This is a genomic window from Nocardioides flavus (ex Wang et al. 2016) (assembly GCF_014653115.1).
In the GTDB taxonomy this organism is placed as follows: domain Bacteria; phylum Actinomycetota; class Actinomycetes; order Propionibacteriales; family Nocardioidaceae; genus Nocardioides; species Nocardioides flavus.
Genome location: NZ_BNAD01000010.1, coordinates 81060 through 100815, shown reverse-complemented (window position 1 = coordinate 100815; position 19756 = coordinate 81060). Strand labels below are relative to the sequence as shown.

Annotated in this window: 22 protein-coding genes; 8 read left to right on the top strand and 14 right to left on the bottom strand. The window is 72.7% G+C overall.

From position 1 onward, the window contains the following. The 5 genes from IE200_RS15425 to IE200_RS15405 are packed head-to-tail and all read left to right on the top strand — an operon-like array spanning position 1 to position 3479. Entirely contained in the window at positions 1–750 is a 750-nt protein-coding gene (locus IE200_RS15425; protein ID WP_191280369.1) for a GNAT family N-acetyltransferase, read from the top strand. Continuing rightward, a complete protein-coding gene (locus IE200_RS15420; RefSeq protein ID WP_191280368.1) occupies positions 750–1610 on the top strand; it encodes a polyphosphate kinase 2 family protein in 861 nt (286 codons plus the stop codon). Before IE200_RS15425 ends, IE200_RS15420 begins: the two co-directional genes overlap by 1 nt. Next, positions 1607–2404, top strand: a complete 798-nt coding sequence (locus tag IE200_RS15415; protein ID WP_229856616.1) for a HipA family kinase — start codon at positions 1607–1609, stop codon at positions 2402–2404. Before IE200_RS15420 ends, IE200_RS15415 begins: the two co-directional genes overlap by 4 nt. Then, entirely contained in the window at positions 2401–2787 is a 387-nt protein-coding gene (locus IE200_RS15410) for a DUF3037 domain-containing protein (protein ID WP_191280367.1), read from the top strand. Before IE200_RS15415 ends, IE200_RS15410 begins: the two co-directional genes overlap by 4 nt. Then, complete coding sequence (locus tag IE200_RS15405; protein ID WP_191280366.1) at positions 2784–3479, top strand: DNA alkylation repair protein; 696 nt, start codon at positions 2784–2786, stop codon at positions 3477–3479. The genes IE200_RS15410 and IE200_RS15405 overlap by 4 nt, the downstream gene beginning before the upstream one ends. Positions 3480–3545: 66 nt before the next feature. Here IE200_RS15405 and IE200_RS15400 read toward each other — a convergent pair whose 3' ends face one another. The 5 genes from IE200_RS15400 to IE200_RS15380 form a co-directional block, all read right to left on the bottom strand. Continuing rightward, on the bottom strand, positions 3546–4289 hold the full coding sequence (locus tag IE200_RS15400; RefSeq protein ID WP_191280365.1) for a sirohydrochlorin chelatase: 744 nt from the start codon (positions 4287–4289) through the stop codon (positions 3546–3548). Between the two features lie 100 nt (positions 4290–4389). Next, positions 4390–5133: a phosphoadenylyl-sulfate reductase gene (locus IE200_RS15395; protein ID WP_191280364.1), complete on the bottom strand. Its 744-nt coding sequence runs from the start codon at positions 5131–5133 to the stop codon at positions 4390–4392. Next, positions 5130–5291, bottom strand: coding sequence for an Insertion element protein (locus IE200_RS15390; RefSeq protein ID WP_191280363.1), 162 nt, complete (start codon positions 5289–5291; stop codon positions 5130–5132). The genes IE200_RS15395 and IE200_RS15390 overlap by 4 nt, the downstream gene beginning before the upstream one ends. Then, positions 5291–7003, bottom strand: a complete 1713-nt coding sequence (locus tag IE200_RS15385) for a nitrite/sulfite reductase (RefSeq protein ID WP_191280362.1) — start codon at positions 7001–7003, stop codon at positions 5291–5293. Before IE200_RS15385 ends, IE200_RS15390 begins: the two co-directional genes overlap by 1 nt. 289 nt (positions 7004–7292) lie before the next feature. Beyond that, positions 7293–7910 (bottom strand): DUF5701 family protein, encoded by a 618-nt coding sequence (locus IE200_RS15380; protein WP_191280361.1) that lies wholly within the window; start codon positions 7908–7910, stop codon positions 7293–7295. Positions 7911–8010: 100 nt separating this feature from the next. Between IE200_RS15380 and IE200_RS15375 the strand changes: the two genes are divergently transcribed. Further along, entirely contained in the window at positions 8011–9447 is a 1437-nt protein-coding gene (locus tag IE200_RS15375) for a glycine hydroxymethyltransferase (protein WP_191280360.1), read from the top strand. A gap of 51 nt (positions 9448–9498) precedes the next feature. On the opposite strand, the gene IE200_RS15370 is transcribed toward IE200_RS15375, so the two are convergent. After that, positions 9499–10386: an endonuclease domain-containing protein gene (locus IE200_RS15370; RefSeq protein WP_191280359.1), complete on the bottom strand. Its 888-nt coding sequence runs from the start codon at positions 10384–10386 to the stop codon at positions 9499–9501. A gap of 134 nt (positions 10387–10520) precedes the next feature. Continuing rightward, positions 10521–11708, bottom strand: coding sequence for a glycogen synthase (gene glgA, locus IE200_RS15365; RefSeq protein ID WP_191280358.1), 1188 nt, complete (start codon positions 11706–11708; stop codon positions 10521–10523). Between the two features lie 79 nt (positions 11709–11787). On the opposite strand from glgA, the gene glgC reads away from it, so the two are divergent. Beyond that, positions 11788–13035, top strand: coding sequence for a glucose-1-phosphate adenylyltransferase (glgC, locus tag IE200_RS15360; RefSeq protein WP_407941014.1), 1248 nt, complete (start codon positions 11788–11790; stop codon positions 13033–13035). Between the two features lie 11 nt (positions 13036–13046). Here the strand turns inward: glgC and IE200_RS15355 are convergent, their stop codons facing one another. From IE200_RS15355 to IE200_RS15340, 4 genes are read right to left on the bottom strand one after another with little or no spacing between them, the layout of a single operon-like run. Beyond that, complete coding sequence (locus IE200_RS15355) at positions 13047–14285, bottom strand: RNA polymerase sigma factor (RefSeq protein ID WP_191280356.1); 1239 nt, start codon at positions 14283–14285, stop codon at positions 13047–13049. 2 nt (positions 14286–14287) lie between these two features. Continuing rightward, on the bottom strand, positions 14288–14641 hold the full coding sequence (locus tag IE200_RS15350; RefSeq protein ID WP_191280355.1) for a YciI family protein: 354 nt from the start codon (positions 14639–14641) through the stop codon (positions 14288–14290). Continuing rightward, positions 14638–14997 carry a YciI family protein gene (locus tag IE200_RS15345; RefSeq protein WP_191280354.1) on the bottom strand — a complete coding sequence of 120 codons (360 nt, stop codon included), beginning with the start codon at positions 14995–14997 and terminating at the stop codon, positions 14638–14640. The genes IE200_RS15350 and IE200_RS15345 overlap by 4 nt, the downstream gene beginning before the upstream one ends. A gap of 11 nt (positions 14998–15008) precedes the next feature. After that, the gene (locus tag IE200_RS15340) at positions 15009–15359 is read right to left on the bottom strand and encodes a YciI family protein (RefSeq protein WP_191280353.1); all 351 of its coding nucleotides are present in this window, start codon (positions 15357–15359) and stop codon (positions 15009–15011) included. A 134-nt stretch (positions 15360–15493) separates the two neighbouring features. Between IE200_RS15340 and pgm the strand changes: the two genes are divergently transcribed. After that, positions 15494–17137: a phosphoglucomutase (alpha-D-glucose-1,6-bisphosphate-dependent) gene (gene pgm, locus IE200_RS15335; protein ID WP_191280352.1), complete on the top strand. Its 1644-nt coding sequence runs from the start codon at positions 15494–15496 to the stop codon at positions 17135–17137. Here the strand turns inward: pgm and IE200_RS15330 are convergent. The 3 genes from IE200_RS15330 to IE200_RS15320 all read right to left on the bottom strand — a co-directional run bounded on the left by IE200_RS15330 (position 17118) and on the right by IE200_RS15320 (position 19675). Next, complete coding sequence (locus tag IE200_RS15330) at positions 17118–17462, bottom strand: hypothetical protein (protein ID WP_191280351.1); 345 nt, start codon at positions 17460–17462, stop codon at positions 17118–17120. The two genes, pgm and IE200_RS15330, sit on opposite strands and share 20 nt — an antisense overlap. Positions 17463–17617: 155 nt before the next feature. Next, the gene (locus tag IE200_RS15325) at positions 17618–17935 is read right to left on the bottom strand and encodes a hypothetical protein (protein ID WP_191280350.1); all 318 of its coding nucleotides are present in this window, start codon (positions 17933–17935) and stop codon (positions 17618–17620) included. Between the two features lie 84 nt (positions 17936–18019). Then, positions 18020–19675: an acyl-CoA dehydrogenase family protein gene (locus tag IE200_RS15320; protein WP_191280349.1), complete on the bottom strand. Its 1656-nt coding sequence runs from the start codon at positions 19673–19675 to the stop codon at positions 18020–18022. Positions 19676–19756: the final 81 nt, after the last annotated feature.

Sequence of the window (19756 nt, the reverse complement as noted above, 5' to 3'; positions counted from 1 at the left end):
ATGACCGACAGGCGGCTGCGGGTCCGCGGCGACGCCGGGGTGCTGGCAGGTGAGGTGCGCCCGGGCGAGCCCTGGGCGGGTGCGGCGGCGCGGATCGCGATGCCGCTGGGCGTCCTCCCGGTGGCCGACGACCTGTCGGGAGACGTGCTCGAGTTCGTCGTCGACGACTCCCTGCGCGCCGACCTGCGAGCGATGACGCGCGGTGACCTGCCGATCCTCGCTCGGTGGCTCGCGGCACCGCACGTACGCCGCTGGTGGCACGCCGACGGTCCACCGACACCCGAGAGGGTCACGGCGACGTACGGCCCTCGGGTCGACGGGCACACGCCGCTGCGGATGTGGGTGGTGGAGGTCAACGGTCGCTCGGTCGGGTTCGTGCAGGACTACCGCCTCCACGACGTCCCGGACTTCGCCCTGCTGACACCGAACCCGGACGCGATCGGTCTCGACTACGCGGTCGGCGAGCCGGAGTGGGCAGGACGGGGGCTCGGCGCCCGGATCCTCTGGTCGTGGATGGTCGGCGCGACTCGCCGTTTCCCCGACGCGGAGGAGTTCTTCGCCGCTCCCGACCATCGCAACGCGGCCTCGTTGCGCGTGCTGGAGAAGGTCGGCTTCGAGCAGGGCACGTGGTTCGACGAGCCCGGCAGGGACGGGTCGGTGGCCACGGTCGTCGGTTGCACGCTCGACGTACGACGTGTCCTCGGCGGTACGCAGCGTCGCGAGCCTGCTCCCGCCCCCGGTGGGCCATGATGGCCCCCATGACCTCTGCCATCGCCGCGGCGCTGCGGCTCCCCGAGGGTCCGGTGGACCTGACCGCCATCGACACCGACGCCGCTCCGGGGTTCGACGGCGCCAAGGCCGACGGCCGGGAAGCCCTGGCGGCCATGCAGCCCGAGCTCGCCGACCTCCAGGAGCGGTTGTGGGCCGAGCGTACGGCCGGCTCCGCGCGGCGGGTCCTGCTGGTGCTCCAGGGCATGGACACCAGCGGCAAGGGCGGGGTGCTGCGGCACACCATCGGCCTCGTGGACCCGCAGGGCGTCCGGATCACCAGCTTCAAGGCGCCCACCGAGGAGGAGCTCGCCCACGACTTCCTGTGGCGCATCGAGAAGGGGCTGCCCCAGGCCGGCTACATCGGAGTGTTCGACCGCTCCCACTACGAGGACGTGCTGATCGCCCGGGTCCGCGGGTTCGCCGACCCCGACGAGATCGAGCGGCGCTACGGCGCCATCAACGAGTTCGAGGCGCGCCTGGTCGACGACGGCTTCTCGATCGTCAAGTGCATGCTCCACATCAGCGCCGAGGAGCAGAAGGAGCGGCTGGCCGAGCGACTGGCCAATCCTGAGAAGCACTGGAAGTACAACCCCGGCGACCTCGACGAGCGGGCCCACTGGCCCGCCTACCGCGAGGCGTACGAGATCGCCCTCGAGCGCACCAGCACCGCGGCCGCCCCGTGGCACGTCGTGCCGGCCGACAAGAAGTGGTTCCGCAACCTCGCCGTGGGCCAGGTCCTGCTCGACACCCTGCGCGGGCTGGACCTGCAGTGGCCCGTCGCCGACTTCGACGTGGCCGCCGAGACCGCCCGCCTCGCCGCAGAGGCACCGGTCCGGTGACCGACGTCGTGGCCCGCGGCGTGCCGACGGTGCTCCCCACCGTCCACGTCACCCGCTACGTCACGCCGCTGCGCGAGGGCGGCAGCCTGCCCGGGGTCGTCGAGGGCGACGACCTCGGGACGTACGTCTGCAAGTTCCGCGGCGCGGGGCAGGGCGCGAAGGTGCTGGTCGCGGAGGTCGTCGTCAGCGGTCTCGCGACCCTGCTCGGCTTGCGGACCCCGCGGCTCGTCGTGCTCGACCTCGACCCCGAGCTCGCCCGCTACGAGGCGGACGAGGAGGTGCAGGACCTGCTCAACGCCAGTGTCGGCGCCAACCTGGGCATCGACTTCCTCCCGGGATCCTTCGGTGTCGACGGCCAGGTGTCCACGGCCGACGACGAGGGCGCGCGGGTGCTCTGGCTCGACGCCTTCACCGCCAACGTCGACCGCTCGTGGCGCAACCCCAACCTGCTTCTGTGGCACGGCGACCTCTGGGTGATCGACCACGGCGCCTCGCTCTACTTCCACCACGGCTGGCAGGGCGGGGTCACCGACCCCGAGCGGTTCGCCGCGCAGGCCTGGGGCCCGAGCGGGCACGTCTTCGAGACGTGCGCCGCACGCGCCCGCGAGCTGGACGCGGAGATCGCGGCGGTGCTCGACCGTGATGCCTTCACCGAGGTCCTGGCCGCGGTCCCCGACGTGTGGCTGGAGCCGGTGCCAGGCGCAGGCACCCCCGACGACCTGCGCGCGGCGTACGTCGACTTCCTCCTCGCCCGCCTCGGCACCCGCCAGTGGCTCCCGGGGGTGTCGCGATGAGCACGGCCCGCCTGCCCTACCAGTACGTCGTCCTGCGCTGCGTCCCGCGGCCCGACCGCGAGGAGTTCGTCAACGTCGGCGTCGTGCTGCACTGCCAGGGCGCGGACTACCTCGCCGCCGCCTGGTCGGTGGACCGCGACCGGCTGCGGGCGCTGCACCCGGGCGTCGACGTCGACCAGGTCTGCGACGCCCTGGCCTTCGTCGACCTCGTGTGCCGCGGGGACGAGCGCGCCGGCGCGGCCGCCCGGCAGTCGCTGGGGCAGCGCTTCGGCTTCCTCAAGGCGCCGCGCAGCACGGTCCTGCAGCCCGGGCCGGTGCACGGCGGCGTCACCGACGACCCGGCGCGCCAGCTCGAGCACCTCTGCGAGCGCCTGGTCGGATGACGTACGTCCCGGCGGTTCGTGCCGCCCTGGCGCGGACGGGAGACCCGGCGCGTGCCGCGCAGCAGCAGGCCTACATGAAGTCCGAGCTGCCCTACGTCGGCCTCGCGGCGCCCGCCCTCGCGGCGCTCCTGAAGCCGCTCCTCGCCGAGCACCGTTTCATCGACCGGGGCTCGTGGGAGGCCGCCGTGCTCGAGCTGTGGGACGACGCGACCCACCGCGAGGAGTGGTACGCCGCCCTCGCCCTGCTGCGCCACCGCGCCTACCGGCAGTGGAACGACCCTGCGCTGCTCCCGCTGCTCGAGCACCTCGTGCGCAGCGGCGCGTGGTGGGACGTCGTCGACGTGATCGCGGCGCACCCGGTCGGCCAGGTCCTCCAGGGGCACCGCAACGACGTCACGCCGCTCATGGACGCCTGGTCGGTCGACGACGACAGCCTCTGGATCCGGCGCACGGCGATGCTCTGCCAGCTCGGGCACGCCGAGCGCACCGACACCGCCCTGCTCGAGCGGGTGTTGGTCGCCAACCTCGACGACACGGCGTACGGCCGGGAGTTCTTCATCCGCAAGGCGCTCGGCTGGGCGCTGCGCCAGCACGCGCGGACCGACGCGTCGTGGGTCCGGACCTTCGTCCAGGCCCACGACGACCGGCTCAGCGGGCTCTCGCGGCGCGAAGCGCTCAAGCACCTCGTCTAGATCTCGACGTGCTCGATCTGGCCGAGCACACGCGTCGCACTCGTTCCTCGCGCGCCACTGCTCGTCTCAGACGGGGACGAGCTCCACAGCGCCGACGGCGTAGCGAGCGAGGATCGCGCGCGCGACCGCCGGGTGGGCGCCCAGCGGGTCGGAGACGGCGACCGCGCCCGCCTCCATCGCGAGCTCCGTAGCCCGGTCCGGCAGCCGGCCCGGGGCGAGGAAGAACGACGCGACGGCGATGTGGCGCTTCCCGGCGGACCGGAAGGTGCGCACGGCCTCGCCGGCGGCCGGTGGGGCGGCCGAGGCGAAGGCGGCGGTCACCGGCAGGCGGTGGCGCGCCCCCCACGTCCGGGCGATGCGGGCGACGGCCTGGTTGGCGAGGGGGTCGGAGGACCCGGCCGCGGCCAGCACGAGGGCGTCGAGCTCGCGGACCCTGGCGGACCTGAGCGCCTCGCGCAGCCGGACGTCGAGCACCTCGAGGAACGCGGCCTCCATGCCGAGGATGCGGCTGGCCTGGATGCGCAGGCCCTCGTGGCGGGCCATCGCGGCGGCGATCGCCTCGGGGACGTCGACCTTGGCGTGGTAGGCCTCGGTGAGCAGCAGCGGCACGACCACGATCTCGTCGTGGCCCGCCTTCACGAGCCGGTCGACCACGGTGTCGAACGACGGCTTCGAGAGGTCGAGGAAGGCCGTCTCGACGCGGAGGTCGGGGCGCATGGCCTTGACCTCGGCGACGAGCGCCTTGATCGTCGCGGCGGATCGCGGGTCCCGGCTTCCGTGGGCCAGGGCAACCAGAGCAGGAGCAGCCATCAGTGGTGCCTCCGATCGTGAGTGGTGCGGCGGTGCTTCAACAGGGGTGCTGCGGCTGCGACGACGTTGTCGCGGACGGGGGTGTGGTCGTGGAGTGTCTTCATGCGTGGATCCCGCACTCGGTCTTCGAGGTGCCGGCCCAGCGCCCGCTGCGCGGGTCGTCGCCCGGGGCGACACGGCGCGTGCAGGGCCAGCAGCCGATGCTGGGGTAGCCGTCGTGGACGAGCGGGTTGACCAGCACGCCGTGCTCGTCGACGTAGCGCGCGACCTGCTCGTCGCTCCAGCGGGCGAGCGGGGAGACCTTCACCTTGCCCTTGCGGGCGTCCCAGCCGACGACCGGCGCGATGACGCGGTTGTGGGTCTCGGCGCGGCGCAGGCCCGTGGCCCACGCGTCGTACTGCGCGAGGGTGTCGGCCAGCGGGGTGACCTTGCGCAGCGCGCAGCACAGGTCGGGGTCGGTCTTGTAGAGGTCCTTGCCGTGGGTGGCGTCCTGCTCCTCGACCGTCTGTGCGGGGGTCACGGTGCGCAGGGTGACCGGCAGGGTGGCCTCGACCGCGTCGCGGGTGCCGATGGTCTCCGCGAAGTGGTAGCCGGTGTCGAGGAAGACCACGTCGATGCCCGGGGCGACCCGCGAGGCGAGGTGGGCCAGCACGGCGTCACCCATCGACGAGGTGATCGCGAACCGGTCGCCGAAGGTGGCGACCGCCCACTCGATGATCACCTCGGCCGGGGCCAGCTCGAGCTCGGCGCCGACGTGGGAGACGAGCTCGCGCAGCTCCTCGGGAGTACGTCCCGCGGTGTGGGTGCCCTTGAAGTCGCGCGCGGCGCGGGTCGACAGGCTCATGACGTGCCTCCCGTGCCGGGGTGCGGGATCATGCCGGTCATCTGGACGGTGAAGCTGCGCAGGCACGAGCGGCACTCCCACGCACCTGCACCCTCGCGCGGGAACAGGTTCTCGTCCCCGCACCAGGGACAGTGGAAGGGGACTGCGCGCTCGGACATCAGACCGCCACCAGCTCCCCGCGTAGCAGTGCCTCGTCGGCGCGTGCCACCCAGGCGGCGAACCGCTCACCGTCGGTGCGGTCCTCCAGGTACGCCGAGACGACCGCGGTGACGTAGTCGTCGAGGCCCGCGCTGGTGACCTTGTGGGCGCGCAGCTTGCGGCCCATGGAGGGGTTCAGCCCCAGGGCGCCGCCGAGGTGCACCTGGAAGCCCTCGACCTGCCGGCCGCTGTCGTCCATGACGAGCTGGCCCTTCAGGCCGATGTCGGCGACCTGCGTGCGTGCGCAGGCGTTGGGGCAGCCGTTGACGTTGACCGAGATGTCGGTGTCGAGGTCGGGGAAGCGCTTCTCCAGCTCGGCGACCAGGCGACGCGCGCGCTCCTTGGTGTCGACGATGGCGAGCTTGCAGAACTCGATGCCGGTGCAGGCCATCGTGGACCGGCGCCAGTTGCTGGGCCGGGCGGTGAGCCCGATCTTCTCCAGGTCGTCGGCGAAGGCCGCGGTGTCCTCGGCGGCGACGCCGATCACGACGAGCTTCTGGTAGGCGGTCAGGCGGGCGCCGCGCGCGCCGTACGCCTCGACGAGGTCGGCGAGCCCGGTGAGCGTGGTTCCGTCGATGCGTCCGACGACGGGGGCGGCGCCGACGTAGAACCGGCCGTCCTTCTGCTCGTGGATCCCGATGTGGTCGCCCTGCGCGACGGGCGAGGCGGGGGAGGGGTTGTCGACGAGCCGGCGGTGGAGGTACTCGTTCTCCAGGACCTCGCGGAACTTGTCCTTGCCCCAGTCGGCGAGCAGGAACTTCAGACGGGCCTTGGACCGGAGCCGGCGGTAGCCGTAGTCGCGGAAGATGCCGGCGACGCCCTCCCAGGCGTCGGCGACCTCGTCGAGGGGGATCCAGACGCCCAGCTTGTGCGCGAGCATCGGGTTCGTCGACAGCCCGCCGCCGACCCAGAGGTCGAAGCCGGGGCCGTGCTCGGGGTGGACGGTGCCGACGAACGACACGTCGTTGACCTCCGGCGCGACGTCGTGGCTCGGGTGGCCGGTGAGCGCGGTCTTGAACTTGCGCGGGAGGTTGGAGTACTCGGGGTTGCCGAGGATGCGGCGCTTGATCTCGTCCAGCGCAGCCGTGCCGTCGATGATCTCGTCCTTGGCGATCCCGGCGACCGGCGAGCCGAGGAAGGGGCGCGGGCTGTCACCGCACGCCTCGAGCGTGGTGAGGCCGACGGACTCGAGGCGCTCCCAGATCGCCGGGACGCTCTCGATCTCGACCCAGTGGTACTGGATGTTGTTGCGGTCGGTGATGTCGGCGGTGTTGCGGGCATAGGCCGTCGAGACCTCGCCGAGCGCGCGCAGGGCCGGACCGTCGAGGATCGCGCCGTCGGTGCGCACGCGCATCATGAAGAAGCGGTCGTCGAGCTCCTCCTCGCCGAGCTGCGCGGTCTTGCCGCCGTCGAAGCCGGGCGCGCGCTGGGTGTAGAGGCCCATCCAGCGGAAGCGGCCGCGGAGGTCGGCGGGGTCGATCGAGTCGAAGCCGCGTCGCGAGTAGGTGTGGAGGATGCGGTCCCGGACGTTGAGCGGGTCGTCGTCCTTCTTGGACTGCTCGTTCTTGTTGAGCGGCTCGGTGTAGCCGAGCGCCCACTGGCCCTCGGCGCGCTTCGGGCGGGGGATCTCGGTCTTCTGGGCGGCCTGGGGCTTGAACCGGAGGTCGGGCATGTCAGGAGAGTCCTGTTCGCTGAATGAGTGCCGCGCGCGACGGTGAGCGCGGAGGGGGTCGTACGGGGCGGCGTCAGCGATGCCAACAGGTCGCGCTGCCCACACGCATGAGGTCGACGTGACGTCGAACCACCAGGTGTGCGTGTGTGGAGGCGGAGACCATGTCAAGAAGTCTCAGGGAGTGGACACGGGTTCCACAAGACGAAATCTCGACATGTGGGATTGCTGGCCAGTATGTGAGACAGCGTTCTCGACTCCCGCGTGAGAGGCCCGGGCGGTGCGGTCCAGGTCACACCGCTCGTCGGGCAGCGCACGACGCGACACCCAGCCACGTGTGCCGATTGCGCCACCAGCACCACCCGAGCTTCACCGCGTCGCGTCGCTCGCGGCCGTCGCGCCCGGTCCCGTTGCTGATCCACAACGCGGGCGTGCGGGCGTCGTACGACCCGTCGCCTCGGCGCAGGCGAGAGCCGGGGGTCATGAAGCAGGCGTTGCGCTGCAGCACCTCCGGCTCCTGCAGGACCCAGTGCAGGCCCTCCGCGAGGGTCATCGGCGACCGCCCCGCGGCGAGCAGCTCGGGCACCGACTCGGCCGGCGTACGGTCCAGGAACGCGTCCCCGCGCTCGAGCCCGAGCGCGACGTACGGCGGAGCGGGCACCTCGACGGTCGGGGCGAACAGGTCGACGTCCGTCATGTCAGCCACCACGAACCCCTCCTTGTGCTCGTGGGCGTCAGGACGCCGCAGGAGGGGGGCGAGCACCGATGCGGGCGCAGCGGTCACGAGGAGCCCGTCCGCCGGGCCGTCGGCAGCCGCCTCGCGAAGCCTGTCCGCAGGCGTCCCGGCGAGCTCGTGGACACCGAGGCGTACGAGCCGCTCGGCCTGGTCGGTCAGCGAGGGGAGGGCCACGAGGGTCCAACGCGCGCGGCGTCGCCGGGGTTCCCGCCACCGCCGTCCAGCCCGGACGCCCGCGCGCGCGTGGCCACCGCCGGCCTCTAGGCTGGGGGCCATGACGGACTCCCTGATCAGCAGTGCGTACTCCCAGGCCCTCGAGGTCATCGCCTCGGTCGAACCCCGCATCGCGGAGGCGACCCGCCAGGAGCTCGCCGACCAGCGCGGCTCCCTCAAGCTGATCGCCTCGGAGAACTACGCGTCCCCGGCCGTGCTCATGACGATGGGCACCTGGTTCAGCGACAAGTACGCCGAGGGCACCGTCGGGCACCGCTTCTACGCCGGCTGCCAGAACGTCGACACGGTCGAGTCCCTCGCCGCCGAGCACGCGCGCGAGCTCTTCGGCGCGCCCTACGCCTACGTCCAGCCGCACTCGGGGATCGACGCCAACCTGGTCGCGTTCTGGTCGATCCTGGCCAACAAGGTCGAGAGCCCCTACCTCGAGAAGCTGCAGGCCAAGAACGTCAACGAGCTGTCCGAGGCCGACTGGGAGACCCTGCGCCACGAGTTCGGCAACCAGCGGCTGCTGGGCATGTCGCTCGACGCCGGCGGTCACCTCACGCACGGCTTCCGCCCCAACATCAGCGGCAAGATGTTCCACCAGCAGCAGTACGGCACCGACCCGGAGACGGGGCTGCTCGACTACGACGCGGTCGCGGCCAAGGCACGCGAGTTCAAGCCGCTGGTGCTCGTCGCGGGCTACTCCGCCTACCCGCGCCGGGTGAACTTCGCCAAGATGCGCGAGATCGCCGACGAGGTCGGCGCGGTGCTGATGGTCGACATGGCCCACTTCGCCGGTCTCGTGGCCGGCAAGGTGTTCACCGGCGAGGAGAACCCGGTCCCGTACGCCCACCTCACCACCACCACGACCCACAAGTCGCTGCGCGGCCCCCGCGGCGGCATGGTGCTGGCGCAGGAGGAGTTCGCCGCCGACGTGGACCGCGGCTGCCCGATGGTGCTCGGCGGCCCGCTCTCGCACGTGATGGCGGCCAAGGCCGTGGCCTTCGCCGAGGCCCGCACCCCCGACTTCCAGGCGTACGCCCAGCGCATCGCCGACAACGCCAAGTCGCTCGCGGACGGCTTCCTCACCCGCGGGGCGAACCTCGTCACCGGCGGCACCGACAACCACATCGTCCTGCTGGACGTGTCGTCCTTCGGCCTCACGGGCCGACAGGCCGAGTCCGCGCTGCTCGACGCGGGCGTGGTCACCAACCGCAACTCGGTGCCGGCCGACCCCAACGGCGCCTGGTACACCTCCGGCATCCGCCTCGGCACGCCCGCGCTCACCACCCGCGGGTTCGGCCACGACGAGTTCGACACCGTCGCCGAGCTGATCGTCGACGTGCTGAGCAACACCGAGGCCGGCACCACCAAGGCGGGCGGCCCGAGCAAGGCGTCGTACGTCCTGGGCGACGGCGTCGCCGACCGCGTCACCAAGCAGTCGGCCGAGATGCTCGACAAGCACCCGCTCTACCCGGGTCTCGTCCTCAGCTGACCTCGCCCCGCGACGAAGACGCGCGGACACAACCCGCGCGCGCGGTCGAAGTCACGCTGCGACAGGCCAAGCTGGACGGACTTCTGTCCGCGTGTCCACGCCGATCGCCCGGGCGATCACCTCACGTACCCAGTCGGGCCGCATCATCACGTCGTCCCAGGTGAACCGGAGGATCACCCACCTGTCGGCAGCGAGCAGGGTGTAGCGGCGGACGTCCTTCAAGAACCCGGCACGGTCGCCGTGCCACTGGTAGGACTCGCACTCGATGACGAGGCGGCGGTCGCGGTCGACCAGGTCCGGACAGGCCCAGTAGTGATCGGTCGACAAGACGAGCTGCGGCGTCACCTGCAGCCCCGGGACCTGCAGGCAGATGGCCCTCGTCACCGACTCGAACGGGTTGGCGGCGCGGGCGTCGGCCTGTGCCCCGATCCGTCGCACCTTGGCGCTCCCGGCCCCGCGAGCGCTCGCCATCACCCTACGCAGGGTCGCGATCTCTCCGTGGCGGAGCGCCGAGTCTGCGATGGCGAGCGCTTCGTCGTCCGGCAGCGAGCGCAGGCACTGCTGGAGGGTGAGCTCGCGGCTGGTGGCGATTCCCGAGACGTCGTCGGATCCCAGGTCGGCACGGTGGACCACCACCTGCCGCCGGGCGACGTCCGAAAGCTTGCGCTTGCGCGGGAAGACGACGTGCGGGACCTGCGGGACCGTCTTGACCTCCCACCCGTGGTGCAGTGCGGCGTTGGTGAGGCTGAGGTGACCGTTCAACCCGAAGGCGAGTGCGGCCGCATCATCGGTGCCGGGCGACGCGTAGCGGCCCTGCCCGGCCCGGCTGACCGCGCCGGCTGCCAGCGCGCGGTCGACGTCCGCGCGCGACGTCGCTCGGACCAGGTCGGCCCGGGTGGCCAACCCTCCGAGTCGTTCGATCACCGTCTGGACGTCCACGGACCCAGCATCGACCACGTGGTCGTCGCAGCGCGTTGCTCATCCACAGGCCGCAGACGCGCGGACAGAACCCGGATGCGACAGGGCCGGTGAGCGTACGCCCCGCCCGGGCGGCAGAGGTTCTGTCCGCGCGTCTACGCAAGCGAGCGGTAGAGGTCCAGCGTCCGCCCGGCGATCGACCCCCAGCTGAACGACTCCTCGGCCCGGCGGCGACCGGCGGCACCGTACGCGCGGGCACGGTCGGGGTCGCTGACGGCGTCGGTGAGGGCGGCTGCGAGGTCGGCGACGTAGCGCTCGGGGTCGAGCGGGGTGCCGGTGCCGTCGGTGGCCTGCTCGATCGGCACCAGCCAGCCGGTCTGCCCGTGCACGACCACCTCGGGGATGCCGCCGGTGGCGGTGGCGACGACGGCGGTCTCGCAGGCCATCGCCTCGAGGTTCACGATGCCGAGCGGCTCGTAGATCGACGGGCAGGCGAACACCGTGGCGGCCGTCAGCAGCGCCACGACGTCGGGACGCGGGAGCATCTCGGCGATCCAGACGACCCCCGATCGCGTCTCGGCCAGCTCCGAGACGAGCTCGGTCACCTCAGCCATGATCTCCGGGGTGTCGGGCGCGCCGGCGCACAGCACCAGCTGCACGTCGGGCGGCAGGGCGGCCGCGGCGCGGAGGAACAGCGGCAGGCCCTTCTGGCGGGTGATCCGGCCGACGAAGATGACGCTGGGCCGGTCGGGGTCGACCCCGAGCTCGCGCACCCGGTCGGGGTTCGCGACCGGCGACCACTCGGTGGTGTCGATGCCGTTGTGCACGACGTGCACCCGGGCGGGGTCGACGGACGGATAGCTGCGGAGCACGTCGTCGCGCATCGCCGCGCTGACGGCGACGATGCCGGCCGCGCCCTCGTACGCCGTGCGCTCGGCCCAGCTCGACAGGGCGTAGCCGCCGCCGAGCTGCTCGGCCTTCCACGGACGCATCGGCTCGAGGGAGTGGGCGCTCACCACGTGCGGGATGCCGTGCATCAGGCCGGCGAGGTGGCCGGCCATGTTGGCGTACCAGGTGTGGGAGTGCACCAGGTCGGCCCCGGCGCAGTCGTCGACCATCGCGAGGTCGACGCCCAGCGTCCGGATCGCGGCGTTGGCCCCGGAGAGCGACGACGGCTCGGCGTACGCCGTGGTGCCCGGCTCGGACCGCGGCGCGCCGAAGCAGCGCACGCGGGCGTCCACGTCGGGCAGCACGCGGAGTGCGCGCACCAGCTCGGCGACGTGCACGCCCGCTCCGCCGTAGACCTCCGGTGGGTACTCCTTGCTGAGGACGTCGATGCGCATGGAGCGAACCTAGCCGCAAGACGCGCTGCCGAGGGAGGTCGACCGCGCACCGCTGGACGGCTAGTTTCGTCGCATGGCCATCACGCCCCCGCGCAAGAAGGTGCTCGCAGTCGTCCTGGCCGGTGGGGAGGGCAAGCGCCTCATGCCGCTGACGGCCGACCGCGCCAAGCCGGCCGTGCCGTTCGGCGGCATCTACCGGCTGATCGACTTCGCGCTGTCCAACGTCGTCAACTCCGGCTACCTCAAGGTCGTCGTGCTGACGCAGTACAAGTCGCACAGCCTCGACCGCCACGTCACCACGACCTGGCGCATGTCGAACCTGCTCGGCAACTACGTCACCCCGGTGCCGGCCCAGCAGCGGGTCGGCAAGCGGTGGTACCTCGGCAGCGCCGACGCGATCTTCCAGTCCCTCAACCTGCTCACCGACGAGCAGCCCGACATCGTGGTGGTCGTGGGTGCCGACCACGTCTACCGGATGGACTTCTCGCAGATGGTCGCCGACCACGTCGAGTCCGGCGCCGGGTGCACGGTCGCGGCGATCCGTCAGCCGATCGGCCTCGCCGACCAGTTCGGCGTGATCGACGTCGACCCGGCCAGCCCCCAGCGCATCCGCGCCTTCCTGGAGAAGCCCACCGACCCCGTCGGCCTGCCCGACGCGCCCGACGAGGTGCTCGCCAGCATGGGCAACTACGTCTTCGACGCCGACGCGCTGCGCGACGCGGTCACCCGCGACGCCGACCGTGAGCAGTCCAAGCACGACATGGGCGGCGACATCGTGCCGTGGTTCGTCGACAAGTCCGAGTCCGCGGTCTACGACTACAAGGACAACGAGGTCCCCGGAGCGACCGACCGCGACCGCGGCTACTGGCGCGACGTCGGCACCATGCGGTCCTACTACGACGCCCACAAGGACCTCGTCTCGCCGCTGCCCGTGTTCAACCTCTACAACACGGCGTGGCCGATCTACACCAGCTACGGGCCCCACCCGCCGGCGAAGCTCGTCGAGGGCGGCACCGGCGCGCAGGTGTCGACCTTCAACTCGATCCTGTCCCCGGGTGTCGTCGTCACCGGCGGCACGGTCAACCAGTCGGTGCTCTCACCGGCGGTCTGGGTCAAGGACGGCGCCGAGGTGTCGGACTCGGTGCTGATGGACGGCGTGCGCGTGGGCGAGGGCGCGATCGTGCGCAACGCCATCATCGACAAGGGCGTCGTCGTCCCGCCGGGCGTCCAGATCGGCGTCGACCACGACGCCGACCGGGCGCGAGGCTTCGTCGTCGAGGACGGCCTGACCGTGCTGGCCAAGCAGCAGCCGGTCCCCGAAGCCTGACCCGGCGCGACCTACAGCGCGTCGCGCTGCGCGAGCAGGAACGCGCGCTCGACGTCGTTGCGGCACGCCGCGATCGCCTGGTCGTACGCCGCGCGCGCCGCGTCGGTGTCGCCGGCGCGCGACAGCAGCTCCGCGCGCACCGCGGCCGGCCGGTGGCTCTCGGGGACCTCGAGGCCCTCCAGCGCGGCCAGGCCGACGGCGGTTCCCCGGTCCTCGGCGACCGCGACGGCACGAGCCAGCCGCGCCCCCGGCGACGGAGCCACCTGCAGCAGCAGGTCGTACAGGTGCACGACCCGGTCCCACCGCGTCTCCTCCGGCGTCGCGACGGTGGCGTGCTCGGCGGCGATGCGGGCCTGCAGGACGTACGCCGCGGTCAGCGGGGTCACCGGACCGCTCAGGCAGCGCGACCCCAGCAGCCCGGTGGCCTCGGCCACCTCGTCGTGGTGCCAGCGGGTGCGGTCCTGGTCGGCGAGCAGGACGAGCCTGCCGTCGCGGGTGCGGGCGTCGCGGCGTGAGTGCTGGAGCAGCATCAGCGCGAGCAGCGCGACGAGCGCGGGCTCGTCCGGACGCAGGCCCAGCACGACCCGCACCAGCCGGATCGCCTCGCCCGAGAGCTCGGCGCGCAGCAGGTCGGGGCCCGTGCCGGGGGAGTAGCCGGCGGTGAAGGCGAGGTAGGCGGTCTGGGCCACGACGTCGAGCCGCTCGGGCAGCACCGAGGCGTCGGGCACAGCGAAAGGGATGCCGGCGCCCACGATGCGCTTCTTGGCCCGGGTGATCCGGGCCGCCATGGTCGGCTCCGGCACGAGGAAGAGCCGCGCGATGTCGGCCGTGGGCACGCCGAGGACCAGTCGCAGGCTCAGCGCGCCGGCGGACTCGGGCGCGAGCGCGGGGTGGGCGCACATCAGCACCAGCCGGAGGACGTCGTCCTCGACGAGGCTGCCGCTGTCGGCCATGGTGCGCACGACCTCCTGGTGGCGTTGGGCGTCGGTGAGCAGCAGCGGCTGCTTGCGGGCGGCCACGTCCTCGGTGCGCAGCCGGTCGATGACGCGGCGCTTCGCCGCAGTCATGAGCCAGCCGGCGGGGTTGGCGGGGACCCCGTCGGCCGGCCAGGTGCGGTTGGCGGCCTCGACGGCGTCGCCGAGCGCGTCCTCGACGAGGTCGAGCCTGCGGAACCCGGCGAGGAGCAGGGCCACGAGCCGGCCCCACTCCTCGCGTACGACCCGCTCCAGGGCCCGGTCCGCCGCGCTCACGGTCAGTACGGGTCCACGGCAGGGGAGACCTGCATGTCGTAGGGCGGCAGGATCCGCAGGAGCTCCACGAGGACGTCGAGGTCGGGAGCCTCCACGAGGTAGAACCCGCCCATCTGCTCGACGGCCTCGGCGTACGGCCCCTCCGTCAGCACCGTGGACCCGCCGCGCGTACGGATCGTCGTGGCGTGGTCGGGTCCGGCGAGTGCCTCGCCGGCGAGGATCTCGACCCCGTCGCGGTCGCGGCACGCGGCGTCGAACGCCTCGAACCGGCGCATCACCTCCGCCTGCTCCTGCTCCGAGTGCTCGGACCACGGCGGGAGCTCGCCGTCGCCGATCAGCAGCACGAGGTACTTCATGACGCACGCTCCTGCGGCGTCACGCACCGGCGGACCTCGACGGCGTCGCCGGTCGCCGCGAGCAGGACGCAGCAGTCCATCAGGCCGTCGAGGTCGTCGGTCTCGACGAGGTAGAACCCTCCCACCTGCTCGGTGGTCTCCGCCCACGGGCCGTCGGTGACGGTGGTGGTCCCGGGCGGGATCGTGCGCGCCTCCGACGCCCGGTGCAGCTCGGCCCCGCCGGTGATGCGGTGCCCACCCGCGACGAGGCGCGCGGAGAACTCCTCGTGCGCGGCATAGCCGGCGCGACGCTCCTCCTCGGTGAGGTCCCACCAGCGCTCGGCGTCGCCCATCAGCAGCACGACGTACTCGGTCATCTCCTGCTCCTTTACTCCGCCATCCGGCGGACCTCGAGGTGCTCGCCCCGCGACGACCACCGCTCGCACGCCGCGCGCAGGTCCGCCTCGTCGTCCGAGCTGACGAGGTAGAACCCCACGACCTGCTCAGCGGTCTCGCTGAACGGTCCGTCGGTGACGAGCGTGCCGCCGCCGCCGTCGGGTCGCATCGAGGTGGCCGCGGCCGAGGGCTCCAGCGGTCCGGCCACGAGCAGCTCGTGGCCACCCGCCCTCAGGTCCTCCTGGAACTGCACGTGGGACGCGTGCCCCTTCTCGTGCTCCTCCGGCGGCAGGTCCGCCCAGTCGGCCTCGGGAGCGGGCAGCAGGATCAGGTAGCGGCTCATCGGTCGGTCGAGCTCCTTCGTGTCAGGGCCGCAGGACTGCGGCCTCACCCCGTTGACGGGTCAACCCTGCCCGATTCGACACCGGGCCGACACCCTTCTCGACGGGAGTCGCGGCGACCCACCAAGATGGGGCCATGGCCACCCACGAGAGAGCCGGACAGCCCGCCCGCACCGAGGACCTGGTGGACGTCGCCCACCTCGTCACGGCCTACTTCGACCTCGAGCCCGACCCCGACGACGTCGCCCAGCAGGTCGCCTTCGGCACCAGCGGGCACCGCGGCACCTCGCTCAACACCTCCTTCAACGAGGTCCACATCGCTGCGACGACCCAGGCCATCTGCGACTACCGCAAGGAGCAGGGCTACGACGGACCGCTGTTCATCGGCCGCGACACCCACGCGCTGTCCGAGCCTGCCTGGGCAACCGCGCTCGAGGTGCTGGTCGCCAACGACGTGACCGTGCTGGTCGACGACCGCGACGGCTTCACCCCCACCCCCGCGGTGAGCCACGCGATCCTGCGCGCCAACCAGGGCCGTACGACGGGCGCGGGCCTGGCCGACGGCATCGTGGTCACCCCCTCGCACAACCCCCCGCAGGACGGCGGGTTCAAGTACAACCCGCCCCACGGCGGACCGGCCGACTCCGACGCCACGTCGGTGATCGCGGCGCGCGCCAACGAGCTGATCCGCGGCAACATCGCGGGGGTGCGCCGGGTGGCGTTCGCGCGGGCGCGGGCGGCCGTCGAGTCCTACGACTTCCTCGGGACCTACGTCGACGACCTGCCGACGGTGCTCGACCTCGACTCCATCCGCGACGCCGGCGTGCGCATCGGCGCGGACCCGCTGGGTGGCGCGAGCGTCGCCTACTGGGGCGAGATCGCCGACCGGCACCGGCTCGACCTGACCGTGGTCAACCCGCTCGTCGACCCGACGTGGCGCTTCATGACCCTCGACTGGGACGGCAAGATCCGGATGGACTGCTCCTCGCCGCACGCGATGGCCTCGCTGGTCGGCCGCAAGGACGAGTACTCGATCGCCACGGGCAACGACGCCGACGCCGACCGGCACGGGATCGTGACCCCCGACGCCGGCCTGATGAACCCCAACCACTTCCTCGCCGTGGCCATCGCGCACCTGTTCGGCGGCGCCCGTCCCGGGTGGCCGGAGTCGACGCGGATCGGCAAGACCCTGGTGTCGAGCTCGATGATCGACCGCGTCGCCGCCTCGATCGGCAAGCCGCTGGTCGAGGTCCCGGTCGGCTTCAAGTGGTTCGTCCCCGGCCTGATGGACGGGTCCTTCGGCTTCGGCGGCGAGGAGTCGGCGGGAGCGTCGTTCCTGCGACGCGACGGCTCCACCTGGACCACCGACAAGGACGGCCTCCTGCTGGCGCTGCTCGCCAGCGAGATCCTCGGCGCGACCGGCAAGACCCCCAGCCAGCACTACGCCGACCTCGTCGCCCAGCACGGCGACCCGGCCTACGCGCGCATCGACGCCCCCGCCTCGCGCGAGGAGAAGGCCAAGCTGGGCGCGCTGTCGTCCGACGACGTGGCGGCGACCACGCTGGCGGGCGAGCCGATCACCGGCAAGCTCACCGAGGCGCCCGGCAACGGCGCGCGGATCGGCGGGCTCAAGGTCACCACCGAGTCGGCCTGGTTCGCCGCGCGCCCCAGCGGCACCGAGGACGTCTACAAGATCTATGCGGAGTCGTTCCGCGGCCCCGAGCACCTCGCGCAGGTGCAGGAGGAGGCGCGTGAGGTGGTCAGCTCGGCCCTGGGCTGAGGAAGTACTGCTCGCCGCGCGCGGGGTGGGGCACCGTGACCGGGCCCGCCTCGATCGGCCCGCTCGCCCCGCCGCCGTGCGCGCGGGTGTCGGCGAACCCGGCGTCCTCGAGCTGGGAGCGGCGGAACCTCACCGCCGTCACCGAGTCGAGGCGTACGAGCGCCTGCGCCTCACCGTCGTCGACGACGGCACCGAGCCCGTCGCAGCCGATCACCCGGCCCTCGAGCCAGGTCCCCTGGACCAGGACGCTCACCTGCGCCCCGGTGTCCTCGGCCCTGCGCAGCAGCGTGCCCACGCTGAGCATCGTGCTCGACACCTTGGTCATCGCGACCTCCCCACCACGGCCCCTCCGCACTCACCCCTCGCGGTGCGGCTGGGGCGAACGTAGGCCGCTGCGGGCAGCCGGCGCCGGGGATGCGGAAGGACTTCGAGAGATCTTCGACGACCCTGCCGGAAGCCGGCCGGGTGGCGTGGACCGCCTCAGGCGCCGGCGCTGCCGCCCACGGGGCCCGCCTCGATGGGGTCGCGGCGGCGCCGTCCGTGGGCACGGGCGTCGTCCTCCTCGTCCTCGTCGCCGTCGATGTCGGCGCGCGAGAAGCTCACCGCGACGATCGAGTCGAGGCGTACGAGCACCTGCTGGGCGTTGCCGTCGTCGAGGACCACGCCGAGGCCGTCCGCCCCGACGATGCGGCCGTCGAGCCACGTGCCCTGCACGAGGAGTCGCACCGAGGCGCCGGCGTCCTGCGCGTGCCGCAGCAGCGTGCCGACGGTGAACAACGTGCTGCCCTTGCTGGACACGGCTTCCCCCTCTGGTTCGGGGGGCAACGCTAGGACGTCCGCGCCGTCCGCGCTGCCGAACCGGTCAGGAAGGTCCTGACGGGTTCAGGCGAGCGGCGTCGCCCGGTCCACGACGGCGCGCAGGGAGCCGCTGGTGAGCATGCCGAACGTGCCGCCGTACGTCGTGCCGAAGCGGCTGCCGCAGAAGGCGTCGGCCACCTCGGGTGGCGCGTGCCGCACGAGCAGGGAGCCCTGCAGGCACGCCGCCATCCGGCTGGCCAGCCGGCGCGCACCCGCCTCGAGCCCCGCGTCCTCGCCGAGCATCGCCAGGGTGTCGTCGACCGCGCGGTCGAGGCGGGCGTCGGCCCCGCGGGCCGCGCCGACCTCGGCGATCCACGCCTCCAGCACCTGCGGCTCGCGCCCGAGGGCGCGCAGCACGTCGAGCGCGTTGACGTTGCCCGATCCCTCCCAGATGGAGTTGAGCGGCGACTCGCGGAACATCAGCGGCAGCCCGGATTCCTCGACGTAGCCGTTGCCGCCGAGGCACTCCAGCGCCTCAGCGACCATCGCGGGCGTGCGCTTGCAGACCCAGAACTTCGCCAGCGGCAGCGCGATGCGGCGCAGCGCCGCCTCGTGCGGGTCGTCGGGGCGGTCGACCGCCGCTGCCAGCCGCATGGCCAGCGCCGTCGCGGCCTCGGACTCCACGGCGAGGTCGGCGACGACGTTCTGCATCAGGGGCTTGTCGACCAGCAGTCCGCCGAACGCCGAGCGGTGGGCGACGTGCCACGACGCCTCGGCCAGCGCGTGCCTCATCAGCGCCGCCGATCCCAGGACGCAGTCCAGCCGCGTCGCGGCCACCATCTCGATGATGGTCCGCACGCCGCGGCCCTCGTCGCCCAGGCGCTGGCCGAGCGTGCCGGACAGCTCGAGCTCGGACGAGGCGTTGGACCGGTTGCCGAGCTTGTCCTTGAGCCGGACGACGTCGAGGCGGTTGCGGGCGCCGTCCTCCAGCACGCGCGGCACGACGAAGCACGTCAGCCCGCCCTCGGCCTGTGCCAGCACCAGGAACAGGTCGTTCATCGGGGCCGAGGTGAACCACTTGTGCCCGTGCAGGGCGTACCAGCCGTCCTCGGACGTGGCGACCGCGGTCGTCCGGTTGGCCCGGACGTCGGACCCGCCCTGCTTCTCCGTCATGCCCATGCCGGCCAGCGCGCCCGCCTTGGCCGCCGGGGCCCGGAGCCCGGGGTCGTACGACGTCGACGCGAGCAGCGGCGTCCACTGCTCGGCGATCGCGTCGTCGGCCCGCAGCGCCGGCACCGCGGCGTACGTCATCGAGATCGGGCAGCCGTGGCCCGGCTCGGTCTGCGACCAGGCGTAGAAGCCGGCCGCACGACGCAGGTGCGCGTGCGGGTCGCCCGCCCGCTGTCGCTCCCATGGCGCCGCCTGGAGGCCGTGGCCGACGGCGCGCTCCATCAGCCAGTGCCAGGACGGGTGGAACTCGACCTCGTCGACCCGGTTGCCCCAGCGGTCGTACGCCGTCAGCTCGGGGTGGTGCCGGTTGGCGAGCATCCCGTGCTCGCGGGCCTCGGCACTACCGGCCTCGCGTCCGAGCCCGGAGAGGTCGGCGACGAGGTCGGGGGACCCGTGGCGGACGAGGGCCTCGGTCAGCGCCACGTCGGAGGTCACGACGTCGTGGCCCACGAGCGCGGGCGCCTGGTTGGTGGCGGTGCGGTGGTCGACGGCGCCGGTGCGGTCGGTCATGGGACCACCGTAGGGCGCGGAGGGCGCCCGGGTGACGCCGACCACGTCGTACGGGGAACCGCCGCACGGATCCGGTCCAAC